The organism is Hylemonella sp. GW821-FHT12C09 (assembly GCF_058807395.1).
The window spans coordinates 332,254-344,407 of record NZ_JBXAQQ010000001.1 but is presented as its reverse complement, the minus strand read 5'-3'; the positions used below and the strand labels follow the sequence as shown (position 1 = coordinate 344,407).

At 65.3% G+C, this 12,154-nt stretch carries 14 protein-coding genes; 9 read left to right on the top strand and 5 right to left on the bottom strand.

Features of this window, described 5'->3' with window-relative positions:
- Positions 1-6 precede the first annotated feature (6 nt).
- The 7 genes from AC1RRP_RS01760 (at position 7) to AC1RRP_RS01730 (ending at position 6,582) form a co-directional block, all read left to right on the top strand.
- On the top strand, positions 7-819 hold the full coding sequence (locus AC1RRP_RS01760; protein ID WP_493032637.1) for an enoyl-CoA hydratase/isomerase family protein: 813 nt from the start codon (positions 7-9) through the stop codon (positions 817-819).
- Positions 820-872: 53 nt separating this feature from the next.
- Positions 873-2,042, top strand: coding sequence for an ABC transporter substrate-binding protein (locus AC1RRP_RS01755; protein ID WP_493032635.1), 1,170 nt, complete (start codon positions 873-875; stop codon positions 2,040-2,042).
- A gap of 8 nt (positions 2,043-2,050) precedes the next feature.
- Entirely contained in the window at positions 2,051-2,944 is an 894-nt protein-coding gene (locus AC1RRP_RS01750) for a branched-chain amino acid ABC transporter permease (protein ID WP_493032634.1), read from the top strand.
- Positions 2,937-3,947: a branched-chain amino acid ABC transporter permease gene (locus AC1RRP_RS01745; RefSeq protein WP_493032633.1), complete on the top strand. Its 1,011-nt coding sequence runs from the start codon at positions 2,937-2,939 to the stop codon at positions 3,945-3,947. The genes AC1RRP_RS01750 and AC1RRP_RS01745 overlap by 8 nt, the downstream gene beginning before the upstream one ends.
- Positions 3,947-4,696: an ABC transporter ATP-binding protein gene (locus AC1RRP_RS01740; RefSeq protein WP_493032631.1), complete on the top strand. Its 750-nt coding sequence runs from the start codon at positions 3,947-3,949 to the stop codon at positions 4,694-4,696. Before AC1RRP_RS01745 ends, AC1RRP_RS01740 begins: the two co-directional genes overlap by 1 nt.
- An 8-nt stretch (positions 4,697-4,704) precedes the next feature.
- The gene (locus tag AC1RRP_RS01735; protein WP_493032629.1) at positions 4,705-5,412 is read left to right on the top strand and encodes an ABC transporter ATP-binding protein; all 708 of its coding nucleotides are present in this window, start codon (positions 4,705-4,707) and stop codon (positions 5,410-5,412) included.
- 465 nt (positions 5,413-5,877) lie between these two features.
- Entirely contained in the window at positions 5,878-6,582 is a 705-nt protein-coding gene (locus AC1RRP_RS01730; RefSeq protein WP_493032627.1) for an alpha/beta fold hydrolase, read from the top strand.
- Positions 6,583-6,658: 76 nt separating this feature from the next.
- Here AC1RRP_RS01730 and AC1RRP_RS01725 read toward each other — a convergent pair whose 3' ends face one another.
- Positions 6,659-7,534: an NUDIX hydrolase gene (locus AC1RRP_RS01725; RefSeq protein WP_493032626.1), complete on the bottom strand. Its 876-nt coding sequence runs from the start codon at positions 7,532-7,534 to the stop codon at positions 6,659-6,661.
- A 79-nt stretch (positions 7,535-7,613) separates the two neighbouring features.
- On the opposite strand from AC1RRP_RS01725, the gene AC1RRP_RS01720 reads away from it, so the two are divergent.
- Positions 7,614-8,525: an SDR family NAD(P)-dependent oxidoreductase gene (locus AC1RRP_RS01720; protein WP_493032624.1), complete on the top strand. Its 912-nt coding sequence runs from the start codon at positions 7,614-7,616 to the stop codon at positions 8,523-8,525.
- A 12-nt stretch (positions 8,526-8,537) separates the two neighbouring features.
- Here the strand turns inward: AC1RRP_RS01720 and AC1RRP_RS01715 are convergent, their stop codons facing one another.
- Genes AC1RRP_RS01715 through AC1RRP_RS01705 form a run of 3 tightly spaced genes read right to left on the bottom strand, consistent with a single transcriptional unit; the run spans position 8,538 to position 9,749 of the window.
- Positions 8,538-9,182 (bottom strand): glutathione S-transferase family protein, encoded by a 645-nt coding sequence (locus AC1RRP_RS01715; protein ID WP_493032622.1) that lies wholly within the window; start codon positions 9,180-9,182, stop codon positions 8,538-8,540.
- A gap of 49 nt (positions 9,183-9,231) precedes the next feature.
- A complete protein-coding gene (locus AC1RRP_RS01710; protein WP_493032620.1) occupies positions 9,232-9,513 on the bottom strand; it encodes a DUF1294 domain-containing protein in 282 nt (93 codons plus the stop codon).
- Entirely contained in the window at positions 9,510-9,749 is a 240-nt protein-coding gene (locus AC1RRP_RS01705) for an oxidoreductase-like domain-containing protein (protein WP_493032618.1), read from the bottom strand. Before AC1RRP_RS01705 ends, AC1RRP_RS01710 begins: the two co-directional genes overlap by 4 nt.
- Positions 9,750-9,849: 100 nt before the next feature.
- On the opposite strand from AC1RRP_RS01705, the gene gshA reads away from it, so the two are divergent.
- Positions 9,850-11,406, top strand: a complete 1,557-nt coding sequence (gene gshA / locus AC1RRP_RS01700; protein WP_493032616.1) for a glutamate--cysteine ligase — start codon at positions 9,850-9,852, stop codon at positions 11,404-11,406.
- Here the strand turns inward: gshA and AC1RRP_RS01695 are convergent.
- Entirely contained in the window at positions 11,368-11,601 is a 234-nt protein-coding gene (locus AC1RRP_RS01695; protein WP_493032614.1) for a hypothetical protein, read from the bottom strand. The two genes, gshA and AC1RRP_RS01695, sit on opposite strands and share 39 nt — an antisense overlap.
- Positions 11,602-12,154: the final 553 nt, after the last annotated feature.

Below are 12,154 nucleotides of genomic sequence, written 5' to 3'. Positions count from 1 at the left end.
ACAACCATGCAACTCAGCGATCTTCAGCACCCGGCCGTGACCCTGAGCCGCGATCTCGACGGCTACCGCGTCGAGATCGACGCCTCGAAGCAGCGCGCCGACATCATCCTGACTCGCCCGCCGTTCAACGTCATCAGCATGACGCAGCGCGAGCAGCTACGCATCACTTTTGAAGCGCTGGATGCCAACGATGACGTGCGTGTCATCGTGCTACGCGCCGAAGGTGAGCATTTCTCCAGCGGCGGCAATATCATGGGCTTTCTGGAAGCCAGTCCGGAGCACGTCTCCAAGCTGGCCTGGAACGTCGCGGCACCTGCTCGCTGCAGCAAGCCGGTGATCGCGGCCAACCGCGGCTACTGCTTCGGCGTGGGCTTCGAGATCTCGTTGGCCTGCGACTTCCGCCTGGTTACGCCGACAACGTTGTACGCACTGCCCGAGCAGAAGCTCGGGCAGATCCCGGGCTCGGGCGGCTCGGCCCGCCTGCAGAAGATGGTGGGCATCACCCGCACCAAGGACATCGTGATGCGTTCGCGCCGCATCCCCGGCCAGCAGGCCTATGACTGGGGCGTGGCCACGGCCATTGTGCCCGACGCCGAACTGGAAACAGCCACCAACCAGTTGGTCGACGAATTGCGTTCGTTCTCGCCGCTGGCCCAGCGCACGGCCAAAAAGCTGCTCAACGACACCGAGGATTCGCCTTTGACCGTGGCGATCGAGCTGGAAGGCCACTGCTATTCACGCCTGCGAAGCTCGGAGGACTTCCGCGAAGGCGTGGAGGCTTTCCACGACAAGCGCACGCCGAAGTTCGTCGGCCGCTGATTCCGCAACGTTCCCGTCAACCCAGAACCCCAACGATCCGAAGGAGACATGACATGAAAACCAAGATGATTCCCACCCTGATGGCCGCCGCTGCCTTCACCGCCGGTGCCTATGCCCAGACCGGCCCGATCCGCATCGGCGTGGTCACACCGCTGTCGGGCACCTATGCCGGCATCGGCCAGCAGGTGAAATGGGGCCTGGACCTGGCCGCCAAGGAAATCAACGCCAGCGGCGGCGTGTCCGGCCGCCAGATTGAACTGATCTACGAAGACGAGGAGGCCAACCCGGCCGTGGCCGTGCAAAAGGCGGAGAAGCTGTTCCAGGTCAGCAAGGTCGACTTTCTGACCGGCACCGTGAACTCCGGCTCCACCCTGGCCGTGGGCCAGGTGGCCGAGCGCAACAACCGCCTGATTGCCACCACGGTGTCCTTTGCCGACTCGATCACCGCCGACAAGTGCTCGCCCAACGTGTTCCGTGTCAACGCCCGCGCCGGCATGCAGTCCGCCGCGCTGGCCGACTGGATGGCCTCCACCAGGCCGAACGCCAATGTGTTCTACCTCGGTCCGGATTACGAGATGGGCCGCAGCACGGTGGCGGCGTTCAAGTCGGCCGCCGAGGGTAAGGGCGCCAAGACGGTAGGCGAGGTGTTCGCGCCGCTGGACAACAAGGACTACTCGCCTTTCTTTGGCCAGATGCGCTCGGCCCGACCGAGCGTGATCTACACCTCGGTGGCCGGCAACGACACCGTGCGCCTGTTCACCCAGATGGCCGAGTTCGGCCTGAGCCGCAACGTGCAGGTGGTGGGCGCTTCGGGCACGGTGACTTCGCAGAACCTGCAGGCTATCGGCAAGGCGGCCGACGGCTTCGTGACCGGCGTGGGCTACTCGCCCAACATCGACAACGCCGACAACAAGAAGTTCGTCGCCAGCTTCGAGGCGGCGAACAAGGCCCAGCCTGACCTGTACGGCGCCGACAGCTATGGCGTGCTGTTCTTCTACAAAGCTGCGGTTGAAAAGGTCAAGAGCACCGACACCGACAAGGTGCGCGAAGCCATGCGCGGCATCCAGTGGTCCACGCCGCAGGGTCTCAAGACCATGCGTGCCGGTGACCACCAGGCCATGCAGGACATGTACGCCGTGCGCGTGAACGGCGGCAAGTTCGAGATCGTCGGCAAGGTGGCGGCCGCTGCGGCCATCGGCCCTGACAGCTGCACCAAGTTCTGAGGGCGACCATGACCGAAGCCCTGGAATGGCTGCAATTTGTCCTGGCGCCGCAGATGATCAACGGCCTGTCCATCGGCGTTGCCGTGGTACTGATGGCGCTGGGCCTCACCATCATCTTCGGACTGCTGGACGTCATCAATATGGCGCATGGCGAGTTCTACGCCATCGGCGCCTATCTGGCGGTGGCCCTGCTGGGGCTCGGTCTGTCCTTCTGGTGGGCGCTGGCGCTCACCCCCGTGCTGATGGCGGTCCTCGGATATGCCACGGAGAGAGGACTGATCCAGCGGGTGTTCCACAGCAAGGACCGGCATACGCTCACGCTGCTGCTGACCTTTGGCCTGGCCATCGTGCTGGAGGACGTGCTCAAGATCATCTTTGGCGCCAATCCGCTGCGCGTCGAGACCCCGATCACCGGGGGGTCCGAGCTCTTCGGGCTGTTCTTCCCGAACTATCGTCTGTTCGTCATGGCGGCGGGTGGGCTGCTGATCGCCGCCGTCTGGGTGCTGGTGTTTCGCACCTCGCTGGGCGCCATTGTGCGCGCGGCGGCCTTCGACCGCCACATGAGTGCCTCCCTGGGCGTGCCGGTCTCGCGTGTCTACGCCGCCACCTTCGCCTTCGGCGTGGCGCTCGCCGGCCTGGCGGGCGTGCTGCTGGCGCCCATCTACTCGGTCTTTCCGACCATGGGCCGCGACTTCGTGCTGATCGCCTTCAGCGTGGTCATCATCGGCGGCATGGGCTCGATCAAGGGCGCGGTGTTGGCCGGGCTGCTGCTCACGCAGGTGCAGTCCATCTCCAGCCTCTTTATCTCCCCGGTCTGGAACGATCCGCTGCTGTTCGGCATCATGGTGCTGGTGTTGATGTGGCGACCCCAGGGCCTGTTCGGAAAGCTCGGTCATGCCTGACAACCAACTCAATCGCGCGCGTGCACCCGATGCGCTGCGCCTGTTCAGCCTTCTGTTCTTCGCGGGAGCCCTGGTCTTTGCGCTGGTGGCGACGCTGGTAGGCGACGTCTTCTTCCTGCGCCTGGCCACCGAGGCCCTGATCTTCGGCGGGCTGGCGCTCTCGGTCGACCTGTTGCTGGGGCGGGTGGGCCTTCTGCCGCTGGGCCAGGCGCTGTTTTTCGGCCTCGGGGCCTATGTTTCGGCGCTGGTGCTCAAGGAATGGCACGCCTCCTTCTGGCTCAGCCTGGCCGTCTCTCTGCTGGCGAGTGCGCTGGCCGGTCTGGTCGGCGGCATCATTGCCATCCGCTCCAAGGGCGTGTACTTCGCCCTCATCAGTTTCGGACTGGCCCAGGTGGTTTCCAAGGTGGTGTTCAACACCCGCGAACTCGGGGCTTCCGACGGCATCATCGGCGTGCCTGGTGCGGCCGTGGTCCCGGGCCTGGATTCGACCGCACCGACCGGCTTCTTTCTTGTCACGCTGGCTGTGATCTTCGTGATCTACCTGGGCTTGCGCTACCTGATGGACACGCCCTTCGGGCGCCAGCTCTCGGCCATCCGAACCAACGAGGATCGGGTGCCCTTCCTGGGCTTCGATCCCTGGCGCTACAAGCTGCTGGCTTTTGTCGGCGCGGCCTGTATCGCCGGTGTAAGCGGCGCCTTGTACCCGATGCTACGCGGCTTCGTGTCGCCCGAGCTGATGTTCTTCCAGGTTTCCGGGAATGCCGTGATCAACGTGATCGTCGGCGGCGCCGGCACCCTGATCGGCCCGCTTTATGGCTCGGCGCTGCTCACGGGTTTGAGGTCGGTGGTGGGCTCATTTACCGCCCACCACCAGATCATCATCGGCCTGCTGTTCGTGGTGGTGGTGATCGTGTTCCCGCGGGGCCTGATCGGCTACCTGACGCCGTTGCTGCAGCGCCGTCTCGATGCACGGCGTTCACACCACCATCAAGGAGATCAGTGATGGAGTCCATCCTTTCTGTACAAGGACTGGGCGTGCGCTTCGGCTCGCTGCAGGCCGTCAATGATGTCACGTTCGAGGCCCAGCGCGGCAAGATCACGGCCATCATCGGACCCAACGGGGCCGGCAAGAGCAGCCTGTTCAATCTGATCAGCGGCGCGATCACGCCTTCGTCCGGTCAGGTCTTGTTCGAGGGCCAGGACGTCACGGGCGCCTCGCCCGACAAGATGTTGCGCTCGGGCCTGTCGCGTTCCTTCCAGATCACCAACCTGTTCTTCGAGCTCCCGGTGCAGGAGAACCTGCGCCTGGCGGCTCAGTTTCTCGAGCAGGGTCGCGGCCTGTTCCGGCCCCTGTCGGCCAGCACCCGGGCCCACGAGCGGGTCGAACAGCTGGTCGAGCAGTTTGGCCTGCAGTCCAAGCGCTACGAGCTGGCCGGCTACCTGTCGCACGGCGAGCAGCGCCGCCTGGAGATCGCGGTTTCGCTGGCTGCGCACCCGCGCATGCTGTTACTGGACGAACCGACCCAGGGCATGAGTCACGCCGACACCCGGGAGACGGAGGCCCTGATCCGTGGCCTCGCCGCCGAACACGGCTTGAGCATCTTGCTGGTCGAGCATGACGTGGAATTGGTCATGAACCTGTCGGACCACGTGGTCGTTATGCACCAAGGACAGAAGCTCGCAGAGGGCGCACCAGCGCAGGTGCGCGGCAATGCCAGTGTGCAGGCCGCCTACTTCGGCGAACATCACTAGGAGACACGATGCTGGAACTACGGGATGTACACACCCATTACGGCCTGAGTCACGTACTGCAGGGTATCAACTTGCGGGTAGGCGCGGGTGAGGTGATTGGTCTGTTTGGCCGCAACGGTGTGGGCAAGACCACCGTCATGAAGACGATTGCCGGCTGGGTCCAGCCTACGCAGGGGGAGATCATCTTCGGCGCGCGTGCGCTCAACGGCATCATGTCCGATCAGATCAGCCGCTTGGGTATCGGCCTGGTGCCGGAAGACCGGCGCATCTTCCCAGGCCTGACGGTGGAAGAGAATCTGCGCCTGGGTTTCATGCAGGCCCCGGGCCGCAGCCGTGCGGAGCAGCAGCGCAAGCTGGATGAGATCTATGGCCGTTTTCCGAGGCTGGCCGAGCGGCGGCGTCAGATGGGTACGACTCTGTCGGGCGGCGAGCAGCAGATGCTGGCCTTTGCCCGAGTGCTGACAGGCGCACCCAAGCTGCTGCTGATCGATGAGCCGACCGAGGGGTTGGCGCCCATGATCGTGGAGGAGTTGTTCGCGCTTATGCGTGGGCTCGTCAAGGAAGGTATTTCCATTGTGCTGGTGGAGCAGAATGTGCACGCCGCTCTGGAACTGACCAACCGCTTCTATCTGGTCGAGCGCGGGCGGGTCACGCTGGAAGGTGATTCAGCCGACGTGAGCTCACGTGCCAAGTTGATCGAGGGCCTCAGCGTCTAGGTTGTGCAGTGAACCTTAGCGAGCATCACTTGGTGGTTGTCCTGGTAGCTACCGCAGCGGTCGTGCAGATCACTCCAGGCATCCGAAAGGTAGCAAGCGAAGCCCTCCGGCCCAAACGGTTGGCACGCCACCGCGTGGCCGGCATGCTGGCGGTCTGAGGCACGCCTGGCCGCATGATTCGCCTGATGAAAGTGGCCTCTCCTGGCTTATCCGATGGCGAGTGTCTGCTCGTCTGCGGAGCCCCCACATGTGCGCGGATCGAGCAGGTTTGCTTCAAAGTTAGGTCACCGCGGTGCTTGTATGTTTCGATGATTCATTGCTCGGTCTGCATCCTCGCTGGAAGAGGTGCCCGGATTGACTGACGTGCCAACACTCCCCTCTCGCTACGTGGACATCCGTTGCGAGGGGAGGTCGATTTCTATCGAATACGCCTGGATTGCGCCTGAACGATGCGAAGCGCCGCTCATGGTCTTTCTTCACGAAGGTCTGGGCTCGGTCGCCATGTGGCGTGATTTCCCGCAACGCCTGTGTCAGGCCTCCCACTGTCGTGGTCTGGTCTACTCGCGTCCGGGCTACGGGTTCTCCACGCCGCGTGCAGGCGATGAAAACTGGACTGTGGACTTCATGCACCGGCAGGCCGACGAGGTGCTGCCGGCCTTGTTGCAGGCCTTGCACGTCGATGCGGGGCGGCAAGCCCTTTGGCTGCTGGGGCACAGCGATGGCGGCTCGATTGCGTTGTTGTATGCCGCCAAAGTCCGTCAACTGGCCGGTGTCATTGTATTGGCGCCGCATATTTGCGTCGAGGAATGCGCCCTCGACAGCATTCGCAAGGCGCGCATCGCCTACGAAAGCGGTACCCTGCGCAAGCGCCTGGCGCCGTTTCACCATGACCCCGATTCGGCTTTCTGGGGCTGGAACCGCGTCTGGCTATCACCGGAGTTCACGAACTGGTCTATCGTGAATGACCTGCCCGCCATCCGCTGTCCTGTGCTGGCCATACAGGGCGAGCAAGATGAGTACGCGACGATGGAGCAGATTCGCGGGATCGCCCGCAATGTCCCTGGGTCTGTCGTCCTCGAGCTATCCGATTGCGGGCACTTTCCTCATCGGGATCATCGAGAGACTTTGTTGCAGAAAATTCCGCGTTTCATGCAGGGACTGCCGATCTAGTTTGCGAGCCGCGCTTTGGGCGGTATTCCGGTTGGGGCCGTTGCACCAATCGAGCCGCAGCAGAGCCCACAGCTCGCTAGTCTTCGAATAGGGCCTCAAAATTACCTTCTGGTTCGAAGCGGCGGTTGCGATAGTAAAGGCGGGTCGGTCCGGGCAAGGCCCGCTCGCGCAGCGTATGGTGAGGGTCCCCGGGGTAGCACAACACGCGCGTACCGTGCTCGTCGTCGTAGGGTTCAGTCAACACCAGCGCGGGAGGCCTGCAGCGTGCCTCGTCCAGTACGCTGCGAACCGTATCGTGCCGGCTCAGATGCGCAAGGCTCATGATCTGCGGTGGCGCAAGTGCGATGCGACCGTCCCAGTACTGGGTTAGCGCAGCGCGCGGCCCCAGCCAAACGCTTTCGGTGGTCTCGTGGTCATCGTGCCGTGCGGTCTGTCCGGACGGCACTGCTGCGACGAAAAAGCGGGTGTCGAAGCGCTTGCTGCTGACCGAGGCCATCTTGGCCGTGATCCAACGCGACCAGGGCAGCACGCTGCGGCTGTCGAGCTTCAGGCCCAGTTGCGTCAGCACCTCGGCAAATCCCTGGCCCGCACGCAGCAGCGCGGTGGCCTGCGCCACCTGTTCGGCGCTGGCGCCATGCGCGTACAGCACCCCCGATTCCTCGAAGGCCTCACGCAGCGCCGCCACGTAACAGCTCGCGGCCAGCTCGGCCGCTGTGTCGGGCTCGCCCAGTGCGCCGTGCAGCGCGGCCAGGGGCTGGTCCAGCTGGAGGGCCAGCGCGGCATCTTGCGCGTCGATCTTGCCGCCGGGGAACACATAGGCGCCACCCAGTACGTCGGACAGACCATGGCGCTTGAGCAGGAAGACCTCCAGCCCGGTGGGCGCGTCGCGCAGCATGACCACGGTGGCCGCGTCGCGCGGCGGGGTTTCGATGAGGGTGCGGTTCAGTTCCATGGTGTCGTGTGCAGGACTCGGCGGGTTTTATTCGTCCATTAAGATTTGACCATACGCTGACATACACAGAGGAGACAGCATGATCGACTTCAAGGGCCGGGTGGCCATCGTGACCGGGGCCGGTGGTGGCCTGGGCCGCCAGCATGCGCTGGCGCTGGCCCAACGCGGCGCCAGGGTGGTGGTGAACGACCTGGGCGGTGCCCGTGACGGCTCGGGCGGTTCGGCCAGTGCCGCACAACAGGTGGTGGACGAGATCCGTGCGGCGGGCGGTGAGGCCATGGCCAATGCGGCGTCCGTCACCGACTTCGAGGCCGTACAGGCCATGGTGCAGCAGACGGTGGAGACCTGGGGCCGCGTGGACATCCTGGTCAACAACGCCGGCATCCTGCGCGACAAGACCTTCGCCAAGATGGAGCTGGCCGACTTCCGTCTCGTGCTGGACGTGCACCTCATGGGCGCCGTGCACTGCTGCAAGGCCGTCTGGCCCCACATGACGGCGCAGAAATACGGTCGCATCGTGATGACCACCTCGTCCAGCGGCCTCTACGGCAACTTCGGCCAGAGCAACTACGGCGCGGCCAAGCTGGCCCTGGTGGGGCTGATGCAGACCCTCTCGCTCGAAGGTGCCAAGAACGACATCCGCGTCAACTGCCTGGCCCCCACCGCCGCCACGCGCATGACCGAAGACCTGATGCCCGCCGAAGTGCTGCGTGCCCTGCAGCCTGAGGCCGTGGTGCCCGCCATGCTGGTGCTGGCCAGTGCCGATGCGCCCACACGCACCACGCTCTGTGCGGGTGCGGGCAGCGTCGAGGCCGCGCACATCACGATGACGCAGGGCGCCTGGATCGGCATCGACGAGAACGCCGACGTGCGCCTGCAGCAGCACCTGGCCGAAGTGCTGGACCGCAGCCACGAAACGGTGCCCGGCAGCGGCAGCGCGCAGGGCCAGCATGAGGTGGGACGCGCCATGGCCATGCTGGGCAAGGGCTGAGCGCCGCTTGCGCTAAGCCTGCTTCGCTGCGAGCTGCGCGCCGAGCGCTGCATCGATGGCCTTGGCGGCCTGGTAGGCCGGGCGCTGCGTGAGCCGGGCGGCGTAGTCCTCGAATTCGGCGCGTTTGGGGATGGTGCCGAACTGCATGCCCCAGATGAGCTGGGCGCCTACGTAGAGATCGGCAGCGCTGAAGGCCGGGCCGCCAAGCCAGCTCGTGCGCGCCAGCGTGCCGGCCAGCGTGTCCATGACCTTGTCGTAGTTGCCGTAGCCGACCATGCGCTCCTGCTTTGCCTCGATCTTCACGCCCAGGGTGCGGTCCACCACCGAGGCCTCCAGCGGGCCGGCGGCGAAGAACAGCCAGCGGTAGTAGGCGGCGCGCTGCGCCGGCGGCGGTGCCAGGCCGGCCGCCGGGTAGGCATCGGCCAGGTAGGCGCAGATGGCGGCGCATTCGGTCACGATCTGCTGGCCGTGCACGACGGTCGGCACCTTGCCCATGGGGTTGAGTGCCAGGTAGTCCGGGGCCTTCATGGTGGTGCCGAAGTCGAGGACGACCTGGCGATAGGGGGCGCCGGTTTCCTCCAGCATCCAGCGCGCGATCTGGCCGCGGGACCAGGGATGCGTGTAGAGCACCAGGTCGCAGCTCGGGGTGTCGGTCATGGGCATGGGCAGTCTCTCTTTCGGGGGTGTGACAGGGGCAGGCCGGATTCTAGGGCGGCAGTTGCCACACCACGGTCATGAGCAGCGCGCCGTTGAGCAGCACCGTGAGCCAGAACACCAGCAGGAAAGCGGTCTTGACCGATTTGTGGCGCAGATGTCGCTGTGCCAGCAGTGCACCCGGCCAGCCGCCCAGCAAGGCCAGCAGGTGCAGCGTGCGTTCGGACACGCGTCGGCGCCTGCGACGTGCGGCCGATTTGTCCCGCGCATAGACGGCATAGGTGGCGAGGCTCATGATCGCGTAGACCAGGCTGATGAGGAGGAGGGCGTTCATGGGCCGTCCTGGCCCTGCAGGCGCAACTCCGCCTCCTCCTGCCAGTACGCCGCCGCCGCATAGAACCCCTCCCACACGCAGCCGTTGCAGCCACGCCCGCAGCAGCCCGTGGGCAGGGGCGGCGGGTTGCGCAGGCTCACCCCGGCGACCTGGGCGCGCTGCTGCAGCGTGGCGACCATGGCCTGGGTGTCGGCCAGCGGGCCTGGTGTGATGAGGGTGCTCGGAGGGTCGCTCATTCGGGGCAAGGGAGGGGTCTTGACCCCGCGCAGCAGGGTTTATCCCGGCATGGTAACTTCCGGGTCCGATTACAAATAGAACAGCCGCAGGATCTTTCGCATGAGCAGCCCCGTCGCCCACCCTCTCCTGGCCTCCGAGCGCCTGCTGGGTATCCGGCGTGGCATCGAGAAGGAGAGCCTGCGCGCGCTGCCCGACGGCAAGCTGGCGCTCACGCCCCATCCCCTGGCGCTGGGCTCGGCGCTCACGCACCCGCACATCACCACCGACTATTCCGAGTCGCAGCTCGAGCTCATCACCGGTGTGCATGCCGGTGTGCAGGCCTGCCTGGACGAGCTCACCGAGACCCACCAGTACACCTACCGCACCCTGCGTGAGGCCGGGCAGGAGATGCTCTGGGTTTCCAGCATGCCCTGCGGCCTGCCGACGGACGAGACCATTCCCCTGGGGCGCTACGGTTCCTCCAACATCGGGCGCGCCAAAAGCGTCTATCGCATGGGCCTGGGCCATCGTTATGGCCGACGCATGCAGACCATCTCGGGCATCCACTACAACTGGTCGCTGCCCGGCGTGAGCAACGCGGAGTACTTCGCGCTGATCCGCAACTTCCGCCGCCACGCCTTCCTGCTGCTCTATCTCTTCGGCGCCTCGCCCGCCCTGTGCCCTACCTTTGTCGAAGGTCGCCAGCACGAACTGCAGTCGCTGGGCGGCCAGGCGCTGTACATGCTGCATGGCACCTCGCTGCGCATGGGGCGCCTGGGTTACCAGAGCGACGCGCAGGCTTCGCTGGCCGTCAGCTACAACAGCCTGGAAGGCTATGCCGCCTCGCTGCACGATGCGCTCACGCGGCCCTGGCCGGCCTACGAAGCCCTGGGCGTGCTCAACCCCGGCGGCGACTACATCCAGCTCGCCACCAGCCTGCTGCAGATCGAGAACGAGTTCTACGGCACCATCCGTCCCAAGCGCACCATCTTCCAGGGCGAGCGCCCGCTGCACGCCCTGCGCGAGCGCGGCGTGGAGTACGTGGAGGTGCGCCTCATGGACCTGGACCCTTTCGAGCCCGTGGGTATCAATGCGCAGACCATGCGTTTCCTCGATGTGTTCCTGCTGCATTGCCTGCAGAGCGAGAGCCCGCCCGACACGCCGCAGGAGATCGCCGAGCTCGCACGCAACCAGCACCTCACGGCCGCGCGCGGCCGCGAACCGGGCCTGCAACTGCTGCGTGGAGGCCAGGCGGTGACGTTGAAGGACTGGGGCAGCGAACTGGTGCAGGCCTGCGAGCCCATCGCACGCGCGCTGGACGCCGCGCACGGTTGCACGGACTACAGCGCGGCCCTGGCCTCGGCCCGTACCGGCCTGGACTCTCCCTCGACCCTGCCATCGGCGCGCGTGCTGGCCGAGATGGCCAGCGGGCATGACAACTCTTTTCTGCGTTTTGTGCGGGCCCGCTCGCAGCAGACGCGCGAGAACCTGCTGGCCCGCCCGTGGACGCCGCAGCAGCAGCTGCGTTACGAGCTGATGGCACGCAAGTCGCTCGAAGACCAGAAGGCCATCGAGGCGGCTGACACCATGCCTTTCGAGATCTTCCGCCAGCAGTACGTCTCGCCGACGCGGCTCGGCTTACCGGCGCGCGCGGCGACGCAGGAAGTACTGGCCTAAAAAGGCGACTCCCAGGACGAGGGCGAACCAGCCCACGATCTGGCCACCGGTCAGCAGTTCCTGTACCGCTGGCGAACGGGCGAAGTACGGGCCCAGCAGGATGACTGCGCCGATCAGGGCGATGGCGATGCCTTTGAAGAGCAGCTCCTGGTCGGCTTTTCTGAGTTGGGCTTCTTGCTTGGCTGGGTTCGTCATAGAGGGATTATCGTTGCCGGTCTGGTTCCTCGCATCTTTTTGTCTTGCGTGGCATTGCCGGGATGTGCCCCCGGCAGGGCAGTGACTTTCTTTTGCTTCGCCAAAAGAAAGTCACCAAAGAAAAGGCGAGCCGGGTTCGTCGTCCCTCCGCTGCGCCACGGGCACGCTGCGTTGCTCGGCCAGTGCGGGAAGTGCAGAAACTCGCCCTGCGGGCTCAGACATCTGCACTTCTTTCTCCGCCCTGGCCTGCGCTACTCGCCTCCTCTCACGGTAATGGGGAGCCGGAGACCAAAACCCAAGACAACAAGGACGCGCCATGGCGCGTCCTTGTGGGGTTCGGCTGTTGGGTTCCCGGCTGTCCGGTTCCCCATGCCGTGTGGCAGGGCTGAGCAGCGCAGCAGCGGGCGGATCAGGGCGGGCGTTGTTTGAGCGCAGCGCGTTGAGCCAGACCCCGCCCGCTGCGAGCAGCGCAAGGAACCGCGCAGCGGCCCTGACTTCGGCTCGCCTTCTCTTTGCTTACTTTCTCTTGGCGAAGCAAGAGAAAGTGAGTCGC

Excerpts from the sequence above, each read along its gene's own strand:
- AC1RRP_RS01760 (WP_493032637.1), top strand. The coding sequence starts at position 7 with ATGCAACTCAGCGATCTTCAGCACCCGGCCGTGACCCTGAGCCGCGAT.
- AC1RRP_RS01755 (WP_493032635.1), top strand. The coding sequence starts at position 873 with ATGAAAACCAAGATGATTCCCACCCTGATGGCCGCCGCTGCCTTCACC.
- AC1RRP_RS01750 (WP_493032634.1), top strand. The coding sequence starts at position 2,051 with ATGACCGAAGCCCTGGAATGGCTGCAATTTGTCCTGGCGCCGCAGATG.
- AC1RRP_RS01745 (WP_493032633.1), top strand. The coding sequence starts at position 2,937 with ATGCCTGACAACCAACTCAATCGCGCGCGTGCACCCGATGCGCTGCGC.
- AC1RRP_RS01740 (WP_493032631.1), top strand. The coding sequence starts at position 3,947 with ATGGAGTCCATCCTTTCTGTACAAGGACTGGGCGTGCGCTTCGGCTCG.
- AC1RRP_RS01735 (WP_493032629.1), top strand. The coding sequence starts at position 4,705 with ATGCTGGAACTACGGGATGTACACACCCATTACGGCCTGAGTCACGTA.
- AC1RRP_RS01730 (WP_493032627.1), top strand. The coding sequence starts at position 5,878 with ATGGTCTTTCTTCACGAAGGTCTGGGCTCGGTCGCCATGTGGCGTGAT.
- AC1RRP_RS01725 (WP_493032626.1), bottom strand. The coding sequence starts at position 7,534 with ATGGAACTGAACCGCACCCTCATCGAAACCCCGCCGCGCGACGCGGCC.
- AC1RRP_RS01720 (WP_493032624.1), top strand. The coding sequence starts at position 7,614 with ATGATCGACTTCAAGGGCCGGGTGGCCATCGTGACCGGGGCCGGTGGT.
- AC1RRP_RS01715 (WP_493032622.1), bottom strand. The coding sequence starts at position 9,182 with ATGACCGACACCCCGAGCTGCGACCTGGTGCTCTACACGCATCCCTGG.
- AC1RRP_RS01710 (WP_493032620.1), bottom strand. The coding sequence starts at position 9,513 with ATGAACGCCCTCCTCCTCATCAGCCTGGTCTACGCGATCATGAGCCTC.
- AC1RRP_RS01705 (WP_493032618.1), bottom strand. The coding sequence starts at position 9,749 with ATGAGCGACCCTCCGAGCACCCTCATCACACCAGGCCCGCTGGCCGAC.
- gshA (WP_493032616.1), top strand. The coding sequence starts at position 9,850 with ATGAGCAGCCCCGTCGCCCACCCTCTCCTGGCCTCCGAGCGCCTGCTG.
- AC1RRP_RS01695 (WP_493032614.1), bottom strand. The coding sequence starts at position 11,601 with ATGACGAACCCAGCCAAGCAAGAAGCCCAACTCAGAAAAGCCGACCAG.